This window comes from Brevundimonas sp. GW821-FHT10A07, from assembly GCF_059415785.1.
The window spans coordinates 226,901-250,457 of sequence record NZ_JBWKNX010000001.1 but is presented as its reverse complement, the minus strand read 5'-3'; the positions used below and the strand labels follow the sequence as shown (position 1 = coordinate 250,457).

At 66.9% G+C, this 23,557-nt stretch carries 21 protein-coding genes; 8 read left to right on the top strand and 13 right to left on the bottom strand.

The features are described from left to right. The first annotated feature begins 8 nt into the window (after positions 1-8). Both AC07NC_RS01150 and AC07NC_RS01145 read left to right on the top strand, forming a co-directional pair. Positions 9-1,304, top strand: coding sequence for a nicotinate phosphoribosyltransferase (locus tag AC07NC_RS01150; RefSeq protein ID WP_494568334.1), 1,296 nt, complete (start codon positions 9-11; stop codon positions 1,302-1,304). Between the two features lie 37 nt (positions 1,305-1,341). Next, complete coding sequence (locus tag AC07NC_RS01145; RefSeq protein ID WP_494568333.1) at positions 1,342-2,085, top strand: polysaccharide deacetylase family protein; 744 nt, start codon at positions 1,342-1,344, stop codon at positions 2,083-2,085. Positions 2,086-2,108: 23 nt separating this feature from the next. Here AC07NC_RS01145 and AC07NC_RS01140 read toward each other — a convergent pair whose 3' ends face one another. Continuing rightward, complete coding sequence (locus AC07NC_RS01140; protein WP_494568332.1) at positions 2,109-2,426, bottom strand: hypothetical protein; 318 nt, start codon at positions 2,424-2,426, stop codon at positions 2,109-2,111. A 23-nt stretch (positions 2,427-2,449) separates the two neighbouring features. Then, complete coding sequence (locus AC07NC_RS01135; protein ID WP_494568331.1) at positions 2,450-3,361, bottom strand: hypothetical protein; 912 nt, start codon at positions 3,359-3,361, stop codon at positions 2,450-2,452. A gap of 104 nt (positions 3,362-3,465) precedes the next feature. On the opposite strand from AC07NC_RS01135, the gene AC07NC_RS01130 reads away from it, so the two are divergent. Continuing rightward, entirely contained in the window at positions 3,466-3,924 is a 459-nt protein-coding gene (locus tag AC07NC_RS01130) for a RidA family protein (RefSeq protein ID WP_494568330.1), read from the top strand. After that, complete coding sequence (locus AC07NC_RS01125; RefSeq protein ID WP_494568329.1) at positions 3,921-5,069, top strand: GNAT family N-acetyltransferase; 1,149 nt, start codon at positions 3,921-3,923, stop codon at positions 5,067-5,069. The genes AC07NC_RS01130 and AC07NC_RS01125 overlap by 4 nt, the downstream gene beginning before the upstream one ends. Before the next feature lie 9 nt (positions 5,070-5,078). Here AC07NC_RS01125 and AC07NC_RS01120 read toward each other — a convergent pair whose 3' ends face one another. The 4 genes from AC07NC_RS01120 to AC07NC_RS01105 form a co-directional block, all read right to left on the bottom strand. After that, a complete protein-coding gene (locus tag AC07NC_RS01120; protein WP_494568328.1) occupies positions 5,079-6,746 on the bottom strand; it encodes a class I SAM-dependent methyltransferase in 1,668 nt (555 codons plus the stop codon). Between the two features lie 92 nt (positions 6,747-6,838). Next, positions 6,839-9,142, bottom strand: coding sequence for an ATP-dependent Clp protease ATP-binding subunit ClpA (gene clpA / locus AC07NC_RS01115; protein ID WP_494568327.1), 2,304 nt, complete (start codon positions 9,140-9,142; stop codon positions 6,839-6,841). 13 nt (positions 9,143-9,155) lie between these two features. Next, positions 9,156-9,485, bottom strand: coding sequence for an ATP-dependent Clp protease adapter ClpS (gene clpS, locus AC07NC_RS01110; RefSeq protein WP_035309618.1), 330 nt, complete (start codon positions 9,483-9,485; stop codon positions 9,156-9,158). Between the two features lie 169 nt (positions 9,486-9,654). After that, on the bottom strand, positions 9,655-10,125 hold the full coding sequence (locus AC07NC_RS01105) for a phasin family protein (RefSeq protein WP_008261352.1): 471 nt from the start codon (positions 10,123-10,125) through the stop codon (positions 9,655-9,657). Positions 10,126-10,398: 273 nt separating this feature from the next. On the opposite strand from AC07NC_RS01105, the gene AC07NC_RS01100 reads away from it, so the two are divergent. Both AC07NC_RS01100 and AC07NC_RS01095 read left to right on the top strand, forming a co-directional pair. Continuing rightward, positions 10,399-11,880, top strand: a complete 1,482-nt coding sequence (locus AC07NC_RS01100; RefSeq protein WP_494568326.1) for a serine hydrolase — start codon at positions 10,399-10,401, stop codon at positions 11,878-11,880. A gap of 151 nt (positions 11,881-12,031) precedes the next feature. After that, entirely contained in the window at positions 12,032-12,658 is a 627-nt protein-coding gene (locus tag AC07NC_RS01095; RefSeq protein WP_035310838.1) for a TetR/AcrR family transcriptional regulator, read from the top strand. On the opposite strand, the gene AC07NC_RS01090 is transcribed toward AC07NC_RS01095, so the two are convergent. The 3 genes from AC07NC_RS01090 to AC07NC_RS01080 are packed head-to-tail and all read right to left on the bottom strand — an operon-like array spanning position 12,655 to position 15,575. After that, complete coding sequence (locus AC07NC_RS01090) at positions 12,655-13,407, bottom strand: prepilin peptidase (RefSeq protein ID WP_494568325.1); 753 nt, start codon at positions 13,405-13,407, stop codon at positions 12,655-12,657. The genes AC07NC_RS01095 and AC07NC_RS01090 overlap by 4 nt on opposite strands. 33 nt (positions 13,408-13,440) lie before the next feature. Next, the gene (feoB, locus tag AC07NC_RS01085) at positions 13,441-15,309 is read right to left on the bottom strand and encodes a ferrous iron transporter B (protein ID WP_494568324.1); all 1,869 of its coding nucleotides are present in this window, start codon (positions 15,307-15,309) and stop codon (positions 13,441-13,443) included. After that, the gene (locus AC07NC_RS01080) at positions 15,309-15,575 is read right to left on the bottom strand and encodes a FeoA family protein (protein ID WP_008258842.1); all 267 of its coding nucleotides are present in this window, start codon (positions 15,573-15,575) and stop codon (positions 15,309-15,311) included. The genes feoB and AC07NC_RS01080 overlap by 1 nt, the downstream gene beginning before the upstream one ends. A gap of 153 nt (positions 15,576-15,728) precedes the next feature. Here AC07NC_RS01080 and AC07NC_RS01075 point away from each other — a divergent pair, with 153 nt between their 5' ends. Beyond that, complete coding sequence (locus AC07NC_RS01075; protein WP_035310842.1) at positions 15,729-16,247, top strand: c-type cytochrome; 519 nt, start codon at positions 15,729-15,731, stop codon at positions 16,245-16,247. 4 nt (positions 16,248-16,251) lie between these two features. On the opposite strand, the gene AC07NC_RS01070 is transcribed toward AC07NC_RS01075, so the two are convergent. From AC07NC_RS01070 to AC07NC_RS01055, 4 genes are all read right to left on the bottom strand, one after another. Then, positions 16,252-19,458: an efflux RND transporter permease subunit gene (locus AC07NC_RS01070; RefSeq protein WP_494568379.1), complete on the bottom strand. Its 3,207-nt coding sequence runs from the start codon at positions 19,456-19,458 to the stop codon at positions 16,252-16,254. Then, complete coding sequence (locus tag AC07NC_RS01065) at positions 19,458-20,558, bottom strand: efflux RND transporter periplasmic adaptor subunit (RefSeq protein ID WP_008260424.1); 1,101 nt, start codon at positions 20,556-20,558, stop codon at positions 19,458-19,460. Before AC07NC_RS01065 ends, AC07NC_RS01070 begins: the two co-directional genes overlap by 1 nt. 112 nt (positions 20,559-20,670) lie before the next feature. Further along, entirely contained in the window at positions 20,671-21,327 is a 657-nt protein-coding gene (locus AC07NC_RS01060) for a hypothetical protein (protein WP_008261419.1), read from the bottom strand. A gap of 131 nt (positions 21,328-21,458) precedes the next feature. Beyond that, entirely contained in the window at positions 21,459-22,223 is a 765-nt protein-coding gene (locus AC07NC_RS01055; protein WP_494568323.1) for a class II aldolase/adducin family protein, read from the bottom strand. Between the two features lie 187 nt (positions 22,224-22,410). Between AC07NC_RS01055 and AC07NC_RS01050 the strand changes: the two genes are divergently transcribed. After that, positions 22,411-23,541: a DUF2336 domain-containing protein gene (locus AC07NC_RS01050; RefSeq protein ID WP_494568322.1), complete on the top strand. Its 1,131-nt coding sequence runs from the start codon at positions 22,411-22,413 to the stop codon at positions 23,539-23,541. Positions 23,542-23,557: the final 16 nt, after the last annotated feature.

The window sequence follows — 23,557 nt, the reverse complement described above, 5'->3', positions numbered from 1 at the left end:
GAAGCGGCATGGATCTCGCCAAACGCGCCTACGACCACGGCTTCCGCCTGGACCCCATCGTCCGCAGCCTGCTGGACACCGACTTCTACAAGCTGCTGATGCTGCAGATGATCTGGCGCGAGCATCGCGACACGCCGGTCGTCTTCCAGGTCATAAACCGCACCCGGTCCGTCCGCCTGGCCGACGAGATCGACATCGGCGCCCTGCGCGAACAGCTGGACCACGCCCGCACCCTGGGCTTCACCAACAAGGAACTGGTCTGGCTGGCGGGCAACAGCTTCTATGGCGTGAAGCAGATCTTCTCGCCCGACTTCATCGGCTGGCTGACCGACTATCGCCTGCCCGACTACGACCTGTCGGTTCAGGACGGCCAGTATGTCCTGACCTTCGCGGGCGCCTGGGCCGAGGTGACGCTGTGGGAGATTCCGGCCCTGGCGATCCTGAACGAACTGCGCTGCCGCGTTGGTCTGCGGCGGCTGGGCCGGTTCGAGATGGACGTCCTCTACTCCCGCGCCAAGACCCGGCTCTGGTCGAAGGTCGAACGGTTGCGGGCCTTGCCCGATCTGGCTTTGTCCGACTTCGGCACCCGCCGTCGCCACGGTTTCCTGTGGCAGCGCTGGTGCATCCAGGCGCTCAAGGAAGGGCTGGGCCAGGCCTTCATCGGCACCTCCAATGTGCTTCACGCCATGGAGAACGATCTTGAGGCCATCGGCACGAACGGCCACGAACTGCCGATGGTCCTGGCCGCCCTGGCGCCCGACGACGCGGCCCTGGCCCGGACCCCCTATGCGGTGCTGGACGAGTGGCGGCGCCACTACGGCGGCAATCTGCTGGTCGTCCTGCCCGATGCCTTCGGCACCGAGGCCTTTCTGGACCAGGCGCCCGACTGGGTCGCCGACTGGACTGGCTTCCGTCCCGATTCAGCCCCGCCCATCGCCGCGGGCGAACGGCTGATCGACTGGTGGCGCGCCCACGGCCGCGACCCGAAGGAGAAGCTGCTGATCTTCTCGGACGGCATGGACATCGACGGCATCGAAACCGCCCACGCCCATTTCCACGGCCGCGCCCGCCTCAGCTTCGGCTGGGGCACCAATCTGACCAACGACTTCCGCGACTGTTCGCCGGCGCCCGCCCCGGAGCTGGAGCCCATCTCCCTGGTCTGCAAGGTCGTCGAGGCCGGGGGACGTCCCGCCGTCAAACTGTCGGACAACCCGGAGAAGGCCGTCGGCAATCCGGCCGAGATCGAACGCTATCGCCGCGTCTTCGGCGTGCGCGGCCTGACGGCCCAGCCCGTGGTCGTCTGAAACCCGGCCTTAAGCCCCTTTCGGCCATAAGGGCGGGATGAACGCCTTCATCGACAAGATGCGCCGCCGCGCCGGCCGTTACCTCGACGTCCGTGCCGAGATGATCCAGCCCGCGCGCGGCGTCCTCAGCCTGTCGTTCGACGACATCCCCGCCTCGGCCTGGCTCGAGGCCGGGCCGATCCTGGCCGAGCATGGCGTCAAGGCCACCTATTATGTCTGCGGCGGCCTGTCGGGCGGTCGCAATCTGGACCTGCCGCAGTTCGAGACCGAACACCTCCAGGCCCTGCACGAGGCCGGGCACGAGGTCGGCTGCCATACCTATGAACACGTCTCGACCCTGACCCTATCGCCCGCCGAACTGGACGCCAGCCTGGCCCGCAACGCCGCCTGGGTGTCGGAACGTCTGGACGACTATCAGATGCTCAGCTTCGCCTATCCGTTCGGCGACTGCGCCCTCGGGGCCAAGCCGGTGATCGACCGCCGCTTCCTGTGCGGGCGCGGCGTGCGCGACGGGATCAACGCCGGCCGCGTGGACCGCAATCTGTTGCAGGCTGTCGGGCTGGAGAGCCGCCGCCTGCCCGGCTATGATCTGGAACAGATGGTCGCAGACACGGCGGCGTCTAGGGGCTGGCTGATCGCCTACGGCCATGACGTCAGCGACGCTCCCACCCCCTACGGCTGCCGCCCCGAAGACATCGACCGCCTGATCCGTTTGGCCAAGGCCGCAGATCTGGACATACAGCCGGTCGCGGCGGCGTGGGCGATGGCGGCTACGGGCTAATCGCGACACGGCGGTTAGGACTTCTAGTGCTTGTCGGACGTTACGGCGACTTGCCTGAGGACCAGAACGAAGAAACCGCAAACGGCGATGACGCAAAGCGTTATGAAAGCCACTTGCCCGTCGGGCATCTCCAGAAATCTTGTCAGCGCCGAATGCTCATTCTGCGTTTCCACATTGAACATCCACTGCCGGTCTCTCCCCTGCGGGCCGACGAAAACCTTTTGCCCGTCCAACCTCGCAGCCAGTATCGGTCGCGCAACAGCGTTCAGCACGCCGCCTACGATCACAGGAATGATAAACCAGAGCCATCCTACGAAGCTTCGGAGCGTGGGCGTCTTCATGTCAGCCGCTTAAGCCGTATTGATCAACCAACATTTCCGAACTCTGCCTTCCGCCGATCCGCCCAGGCGATCAGCTCCTTCCTCGGCCAGACCATCAGCCATGACCGCGCGGTGTATTCACCGCTGTCGATCAAGGCCTTGCGCGACGCCGAGGCCGTTCCCGCCCGCTCCGTATGGATCTCGCCCGGCCCCTGGTGAACCATGAAGGCGCCGCCCTTCAGCGGGTTGAGCCGCAGGTGCGCCAGGCGCGGGCTGATCTCGGTCAGGGGCGGATCATAGAACCAGCTGGAGCCGATCATCCCCGCCAGCTCCGGCCGCGTCCGGCAGATTTCCGCCGCCGTGGCCCAGGCTTCGTTCCAGCCGTCCTCGTTGAAGCCGCGCAGCCAGCGGCTCTCGGTATGGACCTCCAGCCAGGGCTCGCGTTTCGCCCCCGCCGCCAGATAGCGGAACAGCGGGCCGAAGCCCCAGCCCTCGCGGACATGTTTGATGATCTGTCCCGGACCGACCGGTGAACTGAGGTCGATCACCTGACTCTTGGCGCCGGGCACGCTGAGCGCCAGGGAAAAGCGCACGTCCTTGGACCAGTGATCGAAGTCGTAATCCCCCTCGGCCTTGCTCAGAAAGGCGGCGAGCTGGTCGATCCAGTAGGGGTAGAGCGTCAGGACCTCGGCCGGCAGGGCCATGGCCTTCACCCGGTCCGGCAGACCCAGGGCCCAGGCCGCGACCAGGCCGCGTCGCACGTCGTCCGACACGCCCGGCCCCAGCAGGCCGTCCACCGCCTTGGCCGGCATTTCGAAATCCCAGTGGGGCGCAGCCTCGGCGGCTCTGACCGCCGCCGGCTCCAGAGCCGCGTCCACGCGCGCCCGGTCCTCGGGCGACAGCCGCGCCAGAACGGCCTGGAAGGCGGAGACGTCGGGAGTCAGGTGCAGATCCATGGGCCACACCATGACACGGCCCGGTTGGCGAAGCTTTAAAGCCACGCGACCGGTGACGCCGCCCTTGCGCCGCGCTAAACCGCCAACCAGATCAAGGAGCCCCCATGAGCATCGAAGCCCGCATCGCCGAACTCGGCATCACCCTGCCGGAACCCGCCAAGGCGGTGGCCAACTATGTGCCCTTTGTCCAGACGGGCGCCGTGGTCCATGTGTCGGGCCAACTGTCGAACGACGCCTCGGGCGGGATCAAGGGCACGGTCGGCGTGGACGTGACGCCGGAACAGGCCAACGCCGCCGCCCGCCTGTGCGGCGTCAACCTGCTGGCTCAGATCAAGGCCGCCTGCGACGGCGACCTGAACCGGGTGGTGCGGATCGTGAAGCTGGGCGGCTTCGTCCAGGCCGGTCCGGATTTCGAGGCCATTCCCGCCGTCATCAACGGCTGCTCGGACCTGATGGTCGAGGTGTTCGGCGACGCCGGCCGCCACGCCCGCTCGGCCGTGGGCGTCTACAAGTTGCCTCTCGGATTCGCCGTCGAGGTCGACGCCATCGTGGAGATCCGTTGACCTTCACCCTCACGGTCCACGAGGGGATCGCCGACATCGGCCGCGAGGCCTGGGACGCCTGCGCGCGTCCCACCGGCGATCCCTTCGTCTCCTACGACTTTCTGCACGCCTGCGAGGCCTCCGACAGCGCGGCCCCGCAGGAAGGCTGGGCGGCGCGCCACCTGGCCCTGCGTGACGAGGACAACGCCGTCCTCGGCGTCATGCCCCTCTATCTGAAGGGCCACAGCCAGGGCGAATACGTCTTCGACCACAGCTGGGCCGACGCCTATGAGCGCGCCGGCGGCCGCTATTATCCCAAGCTTCTGGGGGCCGTGCCTTTCACCCCGGCGACCGGGCCGCGCTTCCTCAATCACCCAGACACTGACGCCGCCACCGTGCGCCAGGCCCTGCTCCAGGGCGCCCTGACCCTGGTCGAGCGGACGGGGGTGTCGTCCCTGCACGTCAACTTCCCGACCGAGGTCGAGTGGACGGACATGGCTCAGTCGGGCCTGCTACCGCGCCAGGACATCCAGTTCATCTGGCGCAACGATGCCTATCGGACCTTCGACGATTTCCTGGCCGCCCTGTCGGCCAACCGGCGCAAGACCATCCGCCGCGAACGCCGCGACGCCCAGGCCGATCTGGACATCCGCGTCCTGACCGGCGCCGAGATCACCGAGGCCCACTGGGACGCCTTCTTCGCCTTCTACCTGGACACGGGCGATCGCAAATGGGGCCGGCCCTATCTGACGCGGGACTTCTTCACCCGGGTCGGTGAGACGATGGCGGACCGCATCGCCCTCGTCATGGCCTTCCGCGATGGAACGCCTATCGCCGGCGCCCTGAACTTCATCGGCCGCGACGCCCTGTACGGCCGCCAGTGGGGCACGCTGGAAGACGTGCCCTTCCTGCATTTCGAGCTCTGCTATTATCAGGCCATCGAGTTCGCCATTGCGCGCGGCCTGTCCCGCGTCGAGGCCGGCGCACAGGGTGAGCACAAGATCGCGCGCGGCTATCTGCCCTCACCGGTCTATTCCGCCCACTTCATCGCCGACCCCGCGCTGCGCGGCCCGGTGGCCGACTATCTTCGGCGCGAAGGTCCAGCCGTTGAGGCGCAAAGGCTGGAGATGACCGAGGAACTGTCGCCCTTCAAAAAGGACGGCTGACGTCCGCCTCTAAGCCGGCTTCTGCGCCCAAAAGTGGTACATGCCGGCGAACAGCTCGGGCCGCCGCGCTTCCAGCCGGTCCCATAGGCCGAGATCCAGCGTATCGGCCGAGCCGAACGCCGCTGCAAACGCCGCCCTCGCCTCCGGCGACGCCTCGAACCCGACCAGTCGAAGCCCGGCTCCCTCGATCAACTCGCCGAGCTGGGGCGGCGTGTAGCGATGCTCCTGCACATGGAAGACCAGGTCGCGACAGCCGCTGAGGCTGTAGAAGTCCGCACTCTCCTTCAGCGCGGCCAAAGGCTCCCCATCCGGCAGAGCCAGAACATGAGCGCGAAACGCCCGGATATCCGCCTCGACCGGCGTCCAGCCCCGCGCCCGGATCAGCTGATGCGCCGCCCTCACCACCGCCCGCGCCCGCTCGCTGTAGAGCCCCAGCCGCACCACGCCACCGGGCCGCAAGACGCCCGCCAGCCGCGCCAGCCCGTCCTCGGGCCGCGCCATATGGTGGAGTACGCCCGTGCTGGTGACGACGTCGAACCGCGCTCGCACCTTGTCCAACGCCAGGATGTCGCCCTGGACGAACTGAACCCGCGTCAGCCCGAGGTCTTCCGCCACCCGCAATCCGTGGGCCAGGCTGGCGCGGCTCAGGTCCATGGCGGTGATCGCTAGCGAAGGGTCCATCCGCGCCATGTCGATGGGCTCGAACCCTGTGCCGCACCCCGCGACCAGCACTGTCTCCGCACGACCGGCGAAGGCCTTGCCATCAAGATTCGGCAGGGCTGCGATCGCGTCGGACAGTCTTCGCGGCGTGGGCGCGGGGGGCGCAGACCAGCGCGGATAGGGGTTCGCCTCGTACTGATCCTTGACCGCTTCGGACACGGCGTCGGCGCCGTCGGGCGTCAAGGCTGGCACGGACTGGGCCAGAGTACGCTCCCGCGCGGGCTCGTCGATGGCGCGGCGGATCAGCTGCGCCTTGAGTTCGCCCTCCCCCAAGGCCGTCGCTTCTGACAGGGTGGGCGACCGGGACAGCATGGCGACCGCGCCATCAGTTGCCTGTACCTGTGCAACATATTCGGATGCGAAGCCGCTGATCCCCAAGGCGGCGACCAGATCTCCAACAGGAGATTCAAATGCGCCAGCCGCCTCGACCACCGCCGTCCGCACGGCGTCGAGACGCATCTCCATGGCGGCGCTGACGTTCACGCACCGCGACAGGAAGGCCAGCCACAAGGGGTCGCGCCCCATGGCCGCCAGCATCGCCGACGTTCCGTCGAACCGCCCCTGTTTCAACAGCAGGGTCTCCGCCGTGACGCGCGCCAGGGTCTGCGGATCTACGGTGGGCGAGCTCAGACAAACGAGCAGATCGCGGTCCAGCGCCGGATCCCAGGCGCTGGGCTTTAGCCCTTCCAGCAGGCGCGCGAACGCCGGCGCGACCCGCACCCGGACCGCCGCACCCCCCTCCGCCATCGCCTGGCTCAGAAGTTGGGCCGCCGTTCCCGGATCGCCGTGCTCAGCCAGGAACAGACCCATGCCCGCAAGTCCGGGCGCAAAATCGGGCGCCGCCTTCAGGCACGCCTTGTAGGCCGCGAAGGCGCCGTGCAGATCCCCATCCGCCAGCCGCCGCTCCGCCTGAACGAGCAATGCCGCCGCCTGATCAACCTGTTCCGTCTGCCCCATCGGTCCAGTATGCCGCCCCAGAACGCCACGCGCATGAAAAAAGGCCCGGGCGTCTCCACCCGGGCCTTCAGTTCATTCTGGATCAGGCCCGATCAGGCCGTCTCTTCTTCCTCCGACTTCGCAGGAACGCCGCCGGCGCTCTTGATGTCGAAGTCGATCTTGCCGTCCTTCAGCTGGACCTTGACGTGCCCGCCGCGCGTCAGACGCCCGAACAGGATGTCGTCGGCCAGCGGCTTCTTGATCGAGTCCTGGATGACCCGCGCCAGCGGACGCGCGCCGTACAGTTCGTCGAAGCCGTTCTTGGCCAGCCAGTCGGCCGCCTCGTCGGTCAGTTCGATGGTGATGTTGCGGTCCGCCAGCTGGGCTTCCAGCTGAAGGATGAACTTGGTCACCACCGAGCGGATCGTGTCGGCCTGCAGCGGCTTGAATGCCACGATGGCGTCCAGACGGTTCCTGAACTCCGGCGCGAACAGGCGCTGGATGGCCTTGTCGTCCTCGCCCTCGACCTTGCCCCGGCCGAAGCCGATGGAGGCGCGGGCGTTGTCGGCGGCCCCGGCGTTGGTGGTCATGATCAGGATGACGTTCCTGAAGTCGACCTTCTTGCCGACCGCATCGGTCAGCATGCCGTTGTCCATCACCTGCAGCAGGATGTTGTAGACATCCGGGTGCGCCTTCTCGATCTCGTCCAGCAGCACCACCGAATGCGGATGCTGATCGACGGCGTCGGTCAGGAGCCCGCCCTGGTCATGGCCGACATAGCCGGGAGGCGCCCCGATCAGGCGACTGACGGTGTGGCGTTCCATATATTCCGACATGTCGAAGCGCTGCATCTCGATGCCGAGGGTCGACGCCAGCTGTTTGGCCACCTCGGTCTTGCCGACGCCGGTCGGACCGCTGAACAGGAAGCTGCCGATCGGCTTGTTCGGGTCCCGCAGACCCGCCCGCGCCAGCTTCATCGCCGCCGAAACCTGTTCGATGGCCTGTTCCTGACCGAAGACGGCCCGCTTCAGATCGACCTCCAGTTCGCGCAGGCTTTCGGTGTCGGATTTGGACACCGACTTGGCCGGGATCCGGGCCATCTTGGCGATGACGGCCTCGATCTCCTTTTGACCGATGACCTTCTTGCGCTTGGATTCGACCACCAGCATCTGCGACGCCCCGGCCTCATCGATCACGTCGATCGCTTTGTCCGGCAGCTTGCGGTCGGTCATGTAGCGGGCCGACAAATCCACCGCGGTGCGGATGGCGCTGTCGGTGTAGCGGACCTTGTGGTGCTGCTCGTAATAGGTCTTCAGACCCTTCAGGATCTTCACCGTGTCCTCGACCGTCGGTTCGTTGACGTCGATCTTCTGGAAGCGACGCACCAGGGCGCGGTCCTTCTCGAAGTGCTGGCGATATTCCTTGTAGGTCGTCGAACCCATGCACCGCAGCGAACCCGAGGCCAGAGCCGGCTTCAGCAGGTTGGAGGCGTCCATGGCCCCGCCCGACGTCGCGCCGGCGCCGATCACCGTGTGGATCTCGTCGATGAAGAGCACGGCGTTGTCGTGGCTTTCCAGCTCCTTGACCACCTGCTTCAGCCGCTCTTCGAAGTCGCCGCGATAGCGAGTGCCGGCCAGCAGGGCGCCCATGTCCAGCGAATAGATGGTGGCGTCCTTCAGGACGTCGGGCACCTCGCCGTTGACGATCTTGCGGGCCAGACCTTCGGCGATGGCGGTCTTGCCGACGCCGGGGTCGCCGACCAGCAACGGGTTGTTCTTGGTGCGGCGGCACAGGATCTGGATCGAGCGTTCGACCTCGGCCTGGCGCCCGATCAACGGATCGACCTTGCCCTGGCGCGACTTCTCGTTGAGGTCGACGCAATAGGCCTGCAGCGCCTCGCCGCCGGATTTGACGGCCGACTGGTCCTCCGCCTCTTCGGGTGAAGAGCCCTTGGCCGGGCGGGTCTCGCTGGCGCCCGCCTTCTTGGCGATGCCGTGAGCGATGAAGTTGACCGCGTCATACCGCGTCATGTCCTGCTCCTGCAGGAAATAGGCGGCGTGGCTCTCGCGCTCGGAGAAGATGGCGACCAGCACGTTTGCGCCGGACACTTCCTCGCGGCCGGACGACTGGACGTGAATCACAGCGCGCTGGATCACGCGCTGGAAACCGGCGGTCGGCTTGGCTTCCTCCCCGTCGGACGTGGCGAGGGCGGCGAGATCATTATCGACATAGAGCGTCAGCGCGGCCTTGAGCGCGGTCAGATCGACATTGCAGGCGCTCATGACCGCGGTCGCGTCGGGATCGTCTATCAGCGCGAGCAGCAGGTGCTCGAGCGTCGCATACTCGTGCCTGCGCGCATTGGCGTAGCCGACTGCGCGATGCAGGGTTTCTTCGAGAGGACGGGAAAATGAAGGCATAGGGAGGCTCCTCTCAGTCCTTTTCCATCGTGCATTGCAGAGGGTGCTGGTGGCGGCGCGCGGTCTCGATGACCTGCGCGACCTTGGTCTCGGCGACCTCGTAGGTGAAGACGCCGCAAACGCCCACGCCATGCTGATGCACATGCAGCATGATGCGGGTGGCTTCTTCCCGGCTCTTTTGGAAGAACCGCTCCAGCACATAGACGACGAATTCCATCGGCGAATAATCGTCGTTCAGGATCAGCACCCGATAGAGCGAGGGCTTCTGAAGCTTCGGCTTTGTTTCGGTGACGGTGGCGGCGCCTGCGCCTCCCCCGTTTTCACCGGGCCTTTGTATGGGCATTCGTGTTCCGTAATCGGGGAGTCGTCTTCTCTATCAGATAGGGAATGATGGCCTGAATTGAAGCGGCGTCCAGTCACAGGTTTCGTGAAGCGCAAACCACGGTCCCAGAACGAAAAAAACCCCGGGGCGAACCCCGGGGCCTTTCGAATCCGTCAGGATCGCCGCGAAATCAGCGGGCGGCCTGGAAGGTCTCGACCGAGGCGGTGACGCGCTCGTTGATCGGCTTGAGGCTGTCCTTGACCGTTGCGGTGACGATCTCGTTCGTCCGGGTCATTTCAGACATGTAGCGTTCCATGGACTTCTTGGCCCAGTTGGTCTGAAGCTCGAAGAACTCCTGCACCGAACGAGCGGTCGACAGTTCCTTGCTGGCGGCGACGCCGTCTTCCCAGGCGGACTTGGCGAAGCCGAGCGCCTGTTGCGACAGGGCTTCGGCGCCCTTCTGGGCGACCGTGGCCGACTCGACCATGGCGTCGAGGTTCTTCTTGCTGTGAGCGTTCAGTTCGCCCAGCGAAGCCACCGACTTCTCGATGCCTTCACGGAAGGCGTTGGCGCCGGCGGCCTGGAACTCGGCGGCCTGGGCCTTCGCCTTGGCGGCGGTTTGTTCGACGGTCTTCTTCACGGTTTCGGCGCTGTCAGCCATGATCGTGTCTCCAGAGGAAGGAAGAGGGGGAAATAGGCACGGCGAAATCGGGGCGTCGGATGAACTGGCCCGCGACCGTTATGCTGCAAGTGCGAAGACGATTCAAGATTTTTGTGCGACGCAACATATGAACGGCGATAACCTGGTTCGACACTTCAAATTCGCGTTGACGGCCGGTTAACCACCATGAAACCCCCAGTTCCTATGCTAGTCCTTTAATCGCGTCGGCCGGGGGGCCTGTCGCACCCTGCTCACCGAGGGTCGTAACCGCCCATGATCGCCTTTCTCCGTCGTGGCCTTTTCGCCGTTCTCGCGCTTTCGCTCGTCCTTGGGGCGAACGTCAGGCCTATCGAGGCCCAGTCGCAGGAAAACAGTCGCTACGCCGCCATCGTCATCGACGCCGCGTCGGGCGAAGTGCTGTTCTCGCGCCACGCCGACAGCCGCCGATATCCGGCGTCCCTGACCAAGATGATGACGCTGTACCTGACGTTCGAAGCCCTGTCTCAGGGCAAGGTCCATGCCGACGACGTCCTCACGGTCTCGCCGCAAGCGGCGGCGCAACCCCCGTCGAAACTCGGGCTGGGCGCAGGCCAGACCATCACCCTGGACGACGCCATGCGGGCCACTGCGGTGCGTTCGGCCAACGACATGGCGGTGGCCATCGCCGAGCACATCGGCGGCTCGGAATCGCGTTTCGCCACCCTGATGACCGCGAAGGCGCAACAGCTGGGCATGACCCAGACGCGCTATTTCACCGCCAACGGCCTGCCCGACGCGCGCCAGACGACCTCGGCCCGCGACCAGGCGATCCTGGCTCGCGCCATCATGCGCGATTTCCCGCAGTATTATAAATACTTCGGGCTGCACGACTGGGCCTACAACGGTCGCAGCTATCGCAACACCAACGGCCTGCTGCCGACCGGAAACGGTTATGACGGCATGAAGACCGGCTACACCAACGCCTCGGGCTATAATCTGGCCGCCTCGGCGGTGCGCGACGGCCGCCGGCTGATCACCGTCGTCCTGGGCGGCCGCTCCAGCGCCAGCCGCAACGCCCACGTCGCCGAACTGATGGACACCGGCTTTGAGGTCGAGCGTCGTCGCAGCCAGGGCGAAAACATCCAGATCGCCCAGGCCTTCTTCGAACAGCGCGGCTTCGGCGTCGGCGGCGAGTCCCTGTCGCCCAGCGCGCCCGTCGCCTATGCCTCCATCGGCAATGACGAAGACGGCATCGGGGCCGAGTCGAGCGCCGTCGCCTACACGGCGGCTCCGGCGCCCGCCGTTCTGCCGACGCGGATCACGCCCTCGCCATCGGAACGCAGCGCCGCCGCCAGTCAGCGCGCCGTAGCCCAGGCCCAGGCTCAAGCCCAGCCGACCGTCCCGACCCGTCGCGCGCCCGCCAATGTCACCGCCGCGCTGAACGGCGCGCCGTCCGGGGCCGCCGTCGCGCCCTCGACCACGCCGCGCCGCGCCGCGCCGCCGCCCGCCCGCGAACCGGCTCGCGCCGCCGCTCGCCCGTCCGGCCGCTGGGCGGTGCAGGTCGGCGCCTTCCGCGACGAGAAGGTCGCGACCGACTGGCTGGCCGAGGTCAATCGCCGTTTCCGCGCCCAGTTCGCCAGCGCCGAGCGTAATGTTCAGACGGCCGGCGACTGGTACCGTTCACGCTTCACAGGCCTGACCGAAGACACGGCCAAGGCCGCGTGCGACGCCCTGTCGGAACGGCGCGTCACCTGCATGGTCATCCGTCCCGACTGAAATGCGACGGGATCGCCGTCTGCGCTGGTCTTTCCGGCGAGGTTCAAATACCCTGAACTGTCTTAGAACGACGTTCATTCTTCTTATCTGAGCGAATCTCGCGGGTCATACCTCCGCGCACGACCCCGTTCAGTTTCCGACCATCGAGGACATGGCCGACACGACCAACAAGCTGGGGCACAAGATCGGCGCGCGTGGCGGGCGCACGCGCCAGGCGATCCTCGACGCGACCCGCGCCCTGCTGAACGAGCGGCACTATGGCGAAATCCGCGTGGCGGACCTCGCCTCGGCCGCCGGGGTGTCCCCGTCCAACTTCTACACCTATTTCAAGACGGTCGAAGAGCCGGTCCTGGCCCTGTGCGAGGCGGCGGCGACGGATTTCCAGGGCCTGGCCGCCCATTTCCAGGCGGATTGGCCGGGCGACAAGGCCTTCGCCATCGGCCGGGCCTTCATACTGGACGTCATGGCCATCTGGCGCGATCACGGTCAGGTGCTGCGGGTCGAACACATGCTGGCCGACAACGGCGAGGCCGCCTTCGTCGAGAGCCGGGTGCGCCGCCTGCGCCGCCTGCACCTGGCGATCGAACGCCGCGTCGCCCAGGCCCATGCCGCAGGCTTGCACCCGAAGGACTACAGCCCGCGCCTGGCCTCGTACCAGATTGCCTCCATCGCCGAATCGACCGCCGCCAGCTTCGACCTGCTGCGCCGCGCCGATACGCCTGAAGCCATTCTCGACACGGCGGCCATCATCATCGTCAAGCTGACGACCGGGCGCTAGAACCCGAGCGGCCCGTACAGCCAGGTCAGCCAGATTCCGACGGCCAGGAAGACGCCGAACGGCAGTTTCTGCGTTGCGCTGACCGAACGGCGCACCACCAGCATGCCGAACACCAGGCTGAGACCGACGGCCGAGGCCCACAGCAGAACACTGGGCAGACCCAACCAGCCGACCCAGGCGCCTGCGCCCGCAAACAGGAAGGGATCGCCTCCGCCCAGGCCGTCGCGCTTGCGGACCGCCTTGTACAGCCAGCCGACCAGCCAAAGACCGCCAAACCCGACCGCCGCCCCGATCAGGTGCGTCAGGACCGAATCCCGGTCGATCAGGGCCGCGGCGATCAGGCCTGTGGCCGCCAACGGCCAGGTCAGGACATCGGGCAACCAGAAATTCTCGGCGTCGATAATGGCGATCAGCAGCAGTTGCCAGCCCAGGACGGCGGTCGCGGCGACCATCAGCCAGGACGCCCCGCTGAAGCCCGCCCAGACGCCGATCCCGGCGGCCCCCAGTTCGATCAGCGGATAGCGCGGCGAGATGGCCGCGTCGCACCGCGCGCACCGGGCGCGCAGCACCAGCCAGCTGAACAGGGGAACCAGTTCCCACGGCCGCAGGGTCTGGTCACAGCCCATGCAGCGCGACCGGGCGACCACGATGTCCTCGTCGCGCGGAAGGCGCACGCTGACCGCCGCCAGGAAGCTGCCGATGATCAGGCCCAGCAGGCCCAGGACGACGGCGGCGACGGCAGGGCTCATCTCAAGGTCCGGTCGGTGGAGAACCGGCCCCGCTTAGCCGCCTCCGAGCGCAACCGCCACATGATAGGTCACGAAGGACGCCAGATAGGCCAGACCGAACATGTAGCCGATCATGATCCAGGTCCATTTCAGCGAATTGGTCTCGCGCTTCACCACGCCCAGGGTCGCCACGCACTGAGGCGCGAAGATGTACCAGGCCAGGAAGGACAGGGCCGTCGCCAACGACCATTGCGACGACAGGGTCGAGGCCAGAAGGCCGGTCGCATTCTCGGCGTCGGCGATGGCGTAGGTCGTGCCCAGGGCCGCCACCGCCACCTCGCGCGCCGCCATGCCGGGAATCAGGGCCACGACCATCTGCCAGTTGAAGCCGATGGGCGCGAAGATCGGCTCCAGCGCACGCCCGATCATGCCGGCGAACGAATAGTCGATGTCCGGCATGGTCGCGTTCTCGGGCGGATAGGGGAAGGTCGCCAGAACCCACAGGATGATCACCAGCGGCAGGATGATCCGGCCGGCGCGGTTGACGAATATCTTGGCGCGAATCCAAAGGTTGAAGACGACGCTCTTGAAATCCGGAACCTTGTAGGTGGGCAGCTCCATCATGAAGGGCTCGACCGCCCCGCGCCAGAAGACCTTGCGGATCACCAGCGACACCAGCAGGGCGCTGACGATGCCCGCAGCGTAGAGGCCGAACATCACCAGGCCTTGCAGATTGACGAAGCCCCAGACGGTCTCGTTGGGAATGAAGGCCGCGATGATCAGCGTATAGACCGGAATCCGCGCCGAACAGGTCATCAGCGGCGCGACCAGTATGGTGGTCAGGCGATCGCGCTTCGAATCGATCACCCGCGCCGCCATGATGCCGGGAATGGCGCAGGCGAAGCTGGACAACAGCGGGATGAAGGCCCGGCCGTGCAGCCCCGCCCCGCCCATGATCTTGTCCATCAGGAAGGCGGCGCGCGCCATATAGCCGAAGTCTTCCAGGGCGATGATGAACAGGAACAGGATCAGGATCTGCGGCAGGAAGACCAGCACGCTGCCGACGCCCGAGATGATCCCGTCGACAATCAGACTTTGCAGCAGGCCGTCGGGAATGAGCGCGGCCACGCCGGCGCCCAGCCATCCGACGATCCCCTCGATCCCGTCCATCAGGGGCGCGGCCCAGCTGAACACGGCCTGGAACATGGCGAACAGGATAATCATCAGTATGACCATGCCGCCCAGCGGATGCAGTAGGACGCTGTCGATACGCCCCGTCAGAGTGTCCGGCCGCTCGGGCGGGCGCACGCAGGCCTTCATGATCCGTTCCGCCTCGCGGGCGGCGGTGCGCAGCTCGGTCGCGTCGGGACTGCGCCACTGGTTCTCGCTGGCGGCGGCGACATCGACCTGGATCTCGACGGCGGCGATCAGATCGTCGATGCCGCGCTTGCGCGTCGCGACCGTGGTGATGATCGGCACGCCCAGTTCGGCGCCCAGTTTTTCCAGATCGATCCGCAGCCCCTGACGCTGGGCGATGTCGTACATGTTCAAGGCCAGGACCATGGGCCGGCCGACGGCCTTCAGCTCCAGGACCAGGCGCAGGATCAGGCGCAGATTGGTGGCGTCGGCCACGCAGACCAGCACATCGGGCGGGACTTCGCCGGCCAGACGGCCCAGGACCGCGTCGCGGGTGACTTCCTCGTCCGGACTGCGGGCGCGCAGCGAATAGGTGCCGGGCAGGTCCAGCACCGACATGGTCCGACCGGAAGCCGCGCGGATCAGCCCCTCCTTCCGCTCCACCGTGACCCCGGCGTAGTTGGCGACCTTCTGGTGGGCGCCGGTCAGGGCGTTGAACAGGGCCGTCTTGCCGCTGTTGGGATTGCCGACCAGGGCGACGCGGGCGGTCTTCAGGGCCATGTCCATCAGGCGGCGTCCAGCCTGATCGTCAGACTGGCGGCCTCGTGGCGGCGCAGGGCCACGCGCATGTCATCCACCTTGATCGCGATGGGATCGCGACCGAACAGGCCTTCGTGCAGCAGTTCGACGTGCGCGCCCTCGACGAAGCCCAGTTCAAGCAGGCGGCGTTCCAGTTCAACCGCCTCGCCCTGGTGGTGACAATGGGCGCCCACCTGGGTGATCACGCCTTGATCGCCGCGGCGGGCCTGGCTCAGCTTTATGGTATCGGTCAAATCTAGACTCGCACGGGCGGACGCCGCCCCCCGGCGACTCCGCGTTTCTTTGACACTGATTATCAGGTGCGCGCCCCATCCGTCCAGCAGGACAGCTTGACCAATTGCCGCGTCCGGAGTTTTCCCTATGTCGCGCGAAAACTGGAGCCCTTGATGAGCCGTCTCACCCCCCTCGCCGTTCCCTTGATTCTGGCGCTTGCCGCCTGCGGCCCGGGCGATCGGCCCAGCAAGACGGGCGACGAGGGCCGACCGGCCGCCAAGCCGGCGCGCGTCGCCACGGATGCCGAAAAGGCCAGTCTTCTGGCCGCCCTGCCCGCACCGTATAACGCCGGAGACTTGGCCAATGGTCGTCGCGTCTTCGCCCGCTGCCGCTCGTGCCACACCATCGGGCAGGACGGGCCGGATCTGGCGGGACCGAACCTGCACGGCGTGTTCGGGCGCAAGGCGGGGGATCGCCCGCGTTTCAACTATTCCAACGTCATGCGCACGGCGGAATTCACCTGGGACGCCGAAAAGCTGGACCACTGGCTGCAGAATCCGAAGACCTTCCTGCCGGGCAACAAGATGAACTATCCCGGTCTGCCCGATGCAACGGACCGCCGCGACGTCATCGCCTTCCTGAAGGTGGAGACGGGCTATAAGCCCCAGAGCCCGGCGGCGCCCGCCTCCTGATCCTTCAGCCCTCTTCGATGGGTTTGGGTCCGCCCTCGCGCATTTCCTGGGCCTCCCACTCCGCGATCTTGCGGGCGGTCCATTCCGGCGACTTGGTGAAGCGCGCCAGCACGCCATAGATCACCGGCACGACGAACAGGGTCAGGACGGTGGCGAAGATGGCGCCGGTGAAGATCACCACGCCGATGGTCTGACGGCTGCCGGCGCCCGCGCCCTGCCACAGCACCAGCGGCAGGGCGCCGAAGGCGGTGGCGATGGAGGTCATGATGATCGGCCGCAGGCGAAGCGACGCCGACTCGATGATCGCCTCGCGGATCGACCGGCCCTGGTCGCGCAGCTGGTTGGCGAATTCGACGATCAGGATGCCGTTCTTGGCCGCCACCCCGATCAGGATGATCAGGCCGATCTGGCTGTAGATGTTCAGGCTGGACCCCGCCATCAGCAGGCCGAACAGGCCGCCCGCCGCCGCCAGCGGCACCGTCAGCATGATGACCGCCGGGGTGATCCAGCTCTCGAACTGGGCCGCCAGCACCAGGAAGACCAGCAACAGCGCCAGGCCGAAGGCCGCCAGCACAGCGCCGCCCGCCTCCTGCTGATCGCGTGCGGCGCCGCCCCACTGGGTGATCACCCCGCCCGTCGGCTGTTTGGCCGCCTCGGCGCTGAGGAACTGGATCGCATCGTCGATGGTCATGCCGGGATTCAGATCGGCCTGAAGCGAGATGGCCCGCTGGCGATCCAGACGACGGCGATCCGGCGTGTCGCCCGAGGTCTTGGTCGTCACCACCGCCGACAGAGGCACCAGCTGGCCCGCGCCGGTCGCGACATAGAGCGCTTCCAGATCCGCCACTTCGCGACGGTTATCGCGGTCGGTCTGCAGGATGACGTCATACTCCTGACCGCCCTTGATATAGGTGGTGGCGGTGCGCGACCCGAACATGGTCTCCAGCGTCCGCCCGATGGACTGGGACGAGACGCCCAGCGCCGCGGCCTTCTGCGGATCGACATCAACCAGCAGACGCGGCGAATTGGGTTCGTAATTCAGGCGCGGACGCGAGAAACCGGGGTTGGCCTGGGCCGCCGCCAGCAGGGGCTGAAGCCAGTTGTAGATCTGCTGATAATCGGTCCCGGTGGCGATCAGTTCGACCGAGTTGGAGTTGCCGCCCCCCCGCTGGAAGGCGCCGGGGGTCGAGGCGTTGACCTGGGCGTCTGTCTGGCCGCGCAGCTTGCCGTTCAGTTCCTGGGCGATCTCGGCGGCGGTGCGGTCGCGCTTGGACCAGTCGGACAGGACCAGGACGCCATTGCCCGTGTTGAAACTGCCGCCGCCGAAGCCGGGCGCCGACACCAGATAGGAATCCGCCTCGCCACTGTTCTTGTATTCGGCCAGCAGGGGTTCCAGCCCCATCATGATCTTGCGGGTATAGTCGAAGCCTGCGCCCTCCGGTCCGGCGACACGCACCGAGACCCGGCCTCGATCTTCATCCGGCACCAGCTCATTGGGCAGGACCAGGAAGATGCCCCCGGCTCCGGCCGCCACCAGGACGATCAGGGCGCCGACGCCGACGACGGCGATCCGCTTGCCCAGCAGCATGTCCAGCGACCGGCCATAGGAGGTCTTCAGTCGGTCCATGCCCCAATCGACCCGGCGCGCGACCCAGCCGCCGCCATGCGCCGGCTTCAGGATCTTGGACGCCAGCATCGGCGACAGGCTCAGCGCCAGGAAGGCCGAGAAGGCCACCGCCGCCGCGATGGCGGCTGCAAGCTCGACGAACAGCCGTCCGACATAGCCCGGCAGGAACAGCAGGGGCGCGAACACCGACAACAGGACGATGGTCGTGGCCACGACGGCGAAGAAGACCTGGCGCGCCCCCCGTTCGGCGGCCACCAGCGGCGGCTCGCCATGGTCCAGACGACGCTGGATGTTCTCGACCACCACGATGGCGTCATCGACGACCAGACCGATGGCCAGAACCAGGGCCAGCAGGGTCAGCAGGTTCAGCGAGAAGCCCAGAGGCGCGAGGACGATGAAGGTCGCCAGCAGACAGATGGGCGCCACGATGGACGGGATCAGGGCGGCGCGCAGGCTGCCCAGGAAGATGAAGTTGACCAGGGCCACCAGGGCCATGGAGATGCCGATGGTGATCCAGACCTCGTCGATGGCGTGTGAGGTGAAGACGGAGTTGTCCGACCCGATCTCCAGCGTCACGCCCGGCGGCAGGCTGGGCCGGATCTCGTCGATCATCTTGTGGACGCCGTCCGAGATGGCCAGGTCGTTCGACTGGGCCTGGCGGGTCACCGCCAGACCGATCTGGTCCATGCTGTTGCCGCGGAAGAGACGACGCGGCTCCTCGGGCGCCTCCTCGACCCGGGCGATGTCGCCCAGGCGGGTCACATAGGTCGGCTGACCCTGGATGATGGCGGAAGAGCCGCTGCCCGCGCCGGTCGCCACGGCGGCCGAGGCGGAGGCGGACCCCCGCGTGCCGATGGGCAGTTGGCGGAAATCGTCAGGCCGGGCGTAGGTGCGGGCCACCCGGACGGTGTAGTCCTTGTCGGTCGATTCCAGCGAGCCGGCGGGCAGTTCGACGTTCTGGCTGGTCAGGGCCGTCTCGACGTCGTTGACCGTCAGACCGCGCGCGGCCATGGCGGCGGAATCCAGCCAGATGCGCATCGAATAGCGTTGCTCGCCATAGATGTTGACCTGGGCCACGCCCGGCACCGTCGCCATCCGATCCACCAGATAGCGATCGGCGTAGTCGGTCAGCTGCAGCCGGTTCATCGTCGTCGAGCGCAGGAAGACGATGATGATGGGCTGGCTGTCGGAATCCGCCTTGGCCACTTCCGGCGGGTCGGCCTGATCCGGCAGGCGGCCCACGACGCGGCTGACCCGGTCGCGCACGTCATTGGCGGCGTCGTCGATATTGCGGTCCAGCGAGAACTCGATGTTCACGTTCGACCGGCCGTCTCGGCTGGTCGAGTTGATGCGTTCGACGCCCTGGATGCCGGCGATCTGCTGCTCGATCGGCTCGGTGATCCGGCTTTCGATCACCTCGGCCGAGGCGCCGGCGTAGCTGGTGTTGACCGAGACGATGGGCGGATCGACGTCCGGCAGTTCGCGCACGGGCAGGAAGAAGAAGGCGGCGGCCCCGATCACGCACAGGACGATGGCGGCGACCGCCGCGAAGACCGGACGCCGGACCGAGACATCGGAAAGCATCATCGGGCGGCGGCCCGCTGGCCTTGGGCGCGGGGAACGCTGACGGGCGCCCCCGGCTGGATCCGGTTCAGGCCCGAACCGACGATCCGGTCCCCGACGTCCACGCCCGAAAGGATCTCGACGAAGCCGTTCTCGACGGCGCCGGCCACGATCTCGACCCGCTGAGCGGTCGAGCCCTCGGCCCCGGCGGCGATGCGATAGACGAAGGCGCCCGCCCCTTCGTACTGGACGGCGGATTCGGGCGCGGCCGGCGCCTGGCGCTGCCCCTGCTGGACCACGACGCGCAGCAGCATGCCGGGTCGGATACGACCGCCGGGATTGGGAAACTCGGCGCGGGCCGTGGCGGCGCGGGTGGTCTCGTTCACGCGCGTGTCGATCAGGGCGATCCGCCCCTGGAACGGCGTTTCGCCATAGGCGTCGGCCGTCGCCGTGATCGGCGCTCCGGCTTTCAGCACATCCAGATACCGCTCAGGCAGAGGGAAGTCGACGCGGATGGTCGATGTGTCGTCCAGGGTCGCGATGACGGCGCCCGGATTGATCAGCGTGCCCGGCGTCACCGTGGTCAGGCCCAGGGTCCCGGCGAAGGGCGCGCGAATGACCCGGTCGCCGCGACGCGCCTGCGCCGCCTGCAACGAGGCGCGCGCCGTCTCCAGCGCCGTCTCAGCCTGTTCAAGCAGCACCTGAGGGGCGACCCCCCGATCCGCCAGGGCCTTGTAGCGGTCATACTCGCGTTGGGCCTGGGCGACGTTGGCGCGGGCCTCGATGATGTCCGCATCCTCTTCACGGGCCTGCAGTTCGACCAGGGGCGCGCCCGCCGACACCGTCTGACCGTCGGTGAACAGGACGCGGGTGATCAGCTCCGTGGTGGACGAGGTGATGTTGACCGATCTCTGTCCCCGCGCCACGCCCAGGACGCGGATCTGATCCGAGAACGACCGCTGGGACACCGTGGCTTCGGACACCTGCTGGCCTCCGCGCCGTCCCCCGCCTGGCGGGCCGCCCGCATCATCATCTGCGAAAGCGACTTTCAGCACAGCGGCAAGCACCATCAGCCCCAGCAGAACCGCTGCGGCGATCAGGAAGAAGTGGCGTTTTATCACGCAACGGTCTTTCAATTCAGAGGACGCGCACGCTTAGCGGCTTCTCTCCGCCATGCGCAACATTACCTATTGGTAACGTCGCCTACGCTGAATTCCGTCGCCGGGATTACGTTCAAAACCTGCGCCAGATCGCCACAACCGGTCCATGGGCGATGGCCGTCTCCCGACCCGCGACCGTCTGGCGCCAACCGGCCTGGACGCTCCAGCCGCCCATGTCGCGCACCACGGACGCCTCGAGCGACAACCAACGTGCGCCGCCGTCCGCCGCGCCGCCGAAAGCCTGGCCCATCACCAGCCACTGGCCCCCGATACGCCCGCCCAGCGTAGCGTCCACACGGGTTTCATCAGGCAGACCGTCGCGCAGCCGGCGGGCGACCTGCAGTTCGACGAAGGACTGATCCATGCCCCACCGGGCTCCGGCCCCGCCGAACGATCGACCCGCTGAAGCCCGCGCCTCCCAGTCGTATTCGCCGACGCCCGGCGAGGCGTAGCCTGCGTTGCGCCCCTCGCCGGCTTGAGCGTATCCGCCATAGAGACTGACGGCGTTGTGATCGTCGCGCCAGACCTGCCAAGTCGCCCCGATCTCGACCGGTCCTCGCCCTTCATAGTCGACGAAGGCGTCTTCCCCCTGCTGCCAATCGGCCTTCAGTTGAAGGGTCAGACGATCTGTCAGCCCGTATTCGGCGAACAGACCCAGCGTCGTGTCGGTGCGGTCGGCCCCCAGCGGCTGCTCTTCGCCTGAGGGATCGAAGCCCGTTTCGGCGCGCATGTCCTCGTATTTGACGATCGCCTGTCCCCGGCCCCTGGGCTGGGTCCAGGCCCCGGCGAAGGCCTCCTCGGCCAGAAGACCTCCGCACAGGCCGACGACGGCCGCCAGGGCGCCGAACGCCCCGCCGGACTTCAGGCGTCGTAGCCGGGCGACTTCCGATCCAGCTGACGCAGGGCGCCCGGCCAGGCCAGGGACGAAACGAAGCTGATGCCCCGCCCCTGTTCCCTGGTTTCGGACTGGGCTTGATCCGGCGCGATCAGCACGTGTTCGCGGCCGCCCGACAGGGCGGCCACCTGCTGTGCGCAGGCCCTCTCGAGGAAGAATATCCCGATCCATGCCTGCGCCGCCGTTTCCCCGACCGCCAAAGTGCCGTGATTTCTCAGCAGCATCAGTGACTTGCCCCCCAGGTCGGCCACCAGACGTTCGCGTTCGTCAAGATTCAGGGCCAGTCCCTCATACCCATGATACGCAACCTGATGCTGCAGTAAACACGCGTTCTGACTGATAGGCAGCAATCCATGCTGCTGGGCGGCCACTCCGACCCCGTTGACCGTATGCAGGTGGATGACGAATTTCGCATCCTCGCGCGCCGCATGGACCGCCGAATGGATGGTGAAGCCGGCCGGATTGATGAAGTCGGTCGTCTCCTGAACGACGTTCCCCTCCAGATCGACCTTCACCAGCGAGGAGGCGGTGATCTCGTCGAAATAATAGCCGTAGGGATTGATCAGGAAATGATGCTCGGGGCCGGGCACGCGGGCCGAGATGTGGGTGAAGATCATGTCGTCCCACCCGTTCAGCGCCACGAGGCGATAAAGGGCGGCCAGATTCACACGCACCTGCCATTCGGCCTCGGACACGCGGGATTTCAATGCGGGATGGGCTCCGTCGGCCATGGTTTCCTCCTGTATGGCAGGGCCTCTGCTGGGCTTTGCTTCAGCGTCTCCCTCCGTCGTCGATCCGTCAAGCGGCTGCAGGCCCAGTCCGCAGGGGGTTAACCGTCACGTTTCAGATTCCGTTAACCGCGTCTTCACGCCGCAGCCCCATGATGATCGCGAGAGTTTGCTGCGTCCGGGAGTCGCCGTGTCCGCTGTCGTCCAACTGAGGACCTCGTCCAGAACGGCCAGAGATCCGTCGCCGCAGGACCTTGTCGATCTAGCCCGCAGCAAGGCTCCAGACGATCGTCACCGCCTGTTGATGGGCGTCATCGCCCTGTGTGAAAGCGCCGCGCCGGCCACGCCCCTGCCGACCGCGCTCGGCGAGATCTTCCTGACCCTGGCCGCCCAGGCCGAGCACGAGATCCGCAGGCAGCTGTCCGAACGCCTGGCTCACGCCGACTGGGCCCCGCCGGCGCTGATCGACATGCTGGCGCTGGACGAAATCGACATCGCCGCCCCGGTCATCGCCGCCAGCCCCCTGCTGAAGGACGCCGCCCTGATCCGCGTCCTGGTCGAGACCACGCTGGAGCACCAGATCGCCGTGGCCCGCCGCCCCAATCTGTCGGGCGGCGTCGTGGACGCCATTCTGGACCGCGCGGATCCCGTCACCATGACCGCCCTGGCCTCCAACCGCAGCGCCGAGATCGGCGAGGCCGCCATGCACCGCCTGGTCGAACACTCCCGCCGTATCGCCGGACTGCGCGCGCCCCTGGCGCGCCATCCCAGGCTCAGCGAGTCCCTGGCGCAGGAACTGTACCAATGGGTCGGCCAGGCCCTGCGCCAGTCGATCGGCGAACGTTTCCAGATCGACGACCGGCTGTTGAACGCCGCCGTGCGGGAAGCGTCCGCAAAGGCGTCACGAATCCCGGTCTGGCGCCCCCTGCCCAACGGCCGCAACGCCGAGGATCGCGAACGCCAGGAAATGGAACGTCGCCTGGTCGACAAGCTGCAGGCGGCCGGCCAACTGCGTCCCGGCATCCTCATCCGCGCCCTGCGCGAGCAGCGATACGGCTTGTTCGAACGAGCTCTGGGCCACCTGGGCGGGTTCAGCCCCGCCCAGGTCCGGGCCGCGATTCACTCATCGACAGCAGAACCCCTTTATCTGGCGTGCACCGCCGTGGGCCTGGACAAGGCGGTTTTCGCCTCCGTCCTGGCCGAACTGCGCAAGCTGACCGACGGCCTGCCCGGCGACGGCGGCTGGTCCGCCACGCCGATGAACAGTCATTCCGCAGCCCGCGCCTTCCGCCAGATGATGGAAAGATTCGCGACAGTTTGACTTCGGCGCCAAGCTG

What these genes read in the sequence shown, in the direction of transcription:
- AC07NC_RS01150 (WP_494568334.1), top strand. Translation starts at nt 9, where the DNA reads ATGGATCTCGCCAAACGCGCCTACGACCACGGCTTCCGCCTGGACCCC.
- AC07NC_RS01145 (WP_494568333.1), top strand. Translation starts at nt 1,342, where the DNA reads ATGAACGCCTTCATCGACAAGATGCGCCGCCGCGCCGGCCGTTACCTC.
- AC07NC_RS01140 (WP_494568332.1), bottom strand. Translation starts at nt 2,426, where the DNA reads ATGAAGACGCCCACGCTCCGAAGCTTCGTAGGATGGCTCTGGTTTATC.
- AC07NC_RS01135 (WP_494568331.1), bottom strand. Translation starts at nt 3,361, where the DNA reads ATGGATCTGCACCTGACTCCCGACGTCTCCGCCTTCCAGGCCGTTCTG.
- AC07NC_RS01130 (WP_494568330.1), top strand. Translation starts at nt 3,466, where the DNA reads ATGAGCATCGAAGCCCGCATCGCCGAACTCGGCATCACCCTGCCGGAA.
- AC07NC_RS01120 (WP_494568328.1), bottom strand. Translation starts at nt 6,746, where the DNA reads ATGGGGCAGACGGAACAGGTTGATCAGGCGGCGGCATTGCTCGTTCAG.
- clpA (WP_494568327.1), bottom strand. Translation starts at nt 9,142, where the DNA reads ATGCCTTCATTTTCCCGTCCTCTCGAAGAAACCCTGCATCGCGCAGTC.
- clpS (WP_035309618.1), bottom strand. Translation starts at nt 9,485, where the DNA reads ATGCCCATACAAAGGCCCGGTGAAAACGGGGGAGGCGCAGGCGCCGCC.
- AC07NC_RS01105 (WP_008261352.1), bottom strand. Translation starts at nt 10,125, where the DNA reads ATGGCTGACAGCGCCGAAACCGTGAAGAAGACCGTCGAACAAACCGCC.
- AC07NC_RS01100 (WP_494568326.1), top strand. Translation starts at nt 10,399, where the DNA reads ATGATCGCCTTTCTCCGTCGTGGCCTTTTCGCCGTTCTCGCGCTTTCG.
- AC07NC_RS01095 (WP_035310838.1), top strand. Translation starts at nt 12,032, where the DNA reads ATGGCCGACACGACCAACAAGCTGGGGCACAAGATCGGCGCGCGTGGC.
- AC07NC_RS01090 (WP_494568325.1), bottom strand. Translation starts at nt 13,407, where the DNA reads ATGAGCCCTGCCGTCGCCGCCGTCGTCCTGGGCCTGCTGGGCCTGATC.
- feoB (WP_494568324.1), bottom strand. Translation starts at nt 15,309, where the DNA reads ATGGACATGGCCCTGAAGACCGCCCGCGTCGCCCTGGTCGGCAATCCC.
- AC07NC_RS01075 (WP_035310842.1), top strand. Translation starts at nt 15,729, where the DNA reads ATGAGCCGTCTCACCCCCCTCGCCGTTCCCTTGATTCTGGCGCTTGCC.
- AC07NC_RS01070 (WP_494568379.1), bottom strand. Translation starts at nt 19,458, where the DNA reads ATGCTTTCCGATGTCTCGGTCCGGCGTCCGGTCTTCGCGGCGGTCGCC.
- AC07NC_RS01060 (WP_008261419.1), bottom strand. Translation starts at nt 21,327, where the DNA reads ATGCGCGCCGAAACGGGCTTCGATCCCTCAGGCGAAGAGCAGCCGCTG.
- AC07NC_RS01055 (WP_494568323.1), bottom strand. Translation starts at nt 22,223, where the DNA reads ATGGCCGACGGAGCCCATCCCGCATTGAAATCCCGCGTGTCCGAGGCC.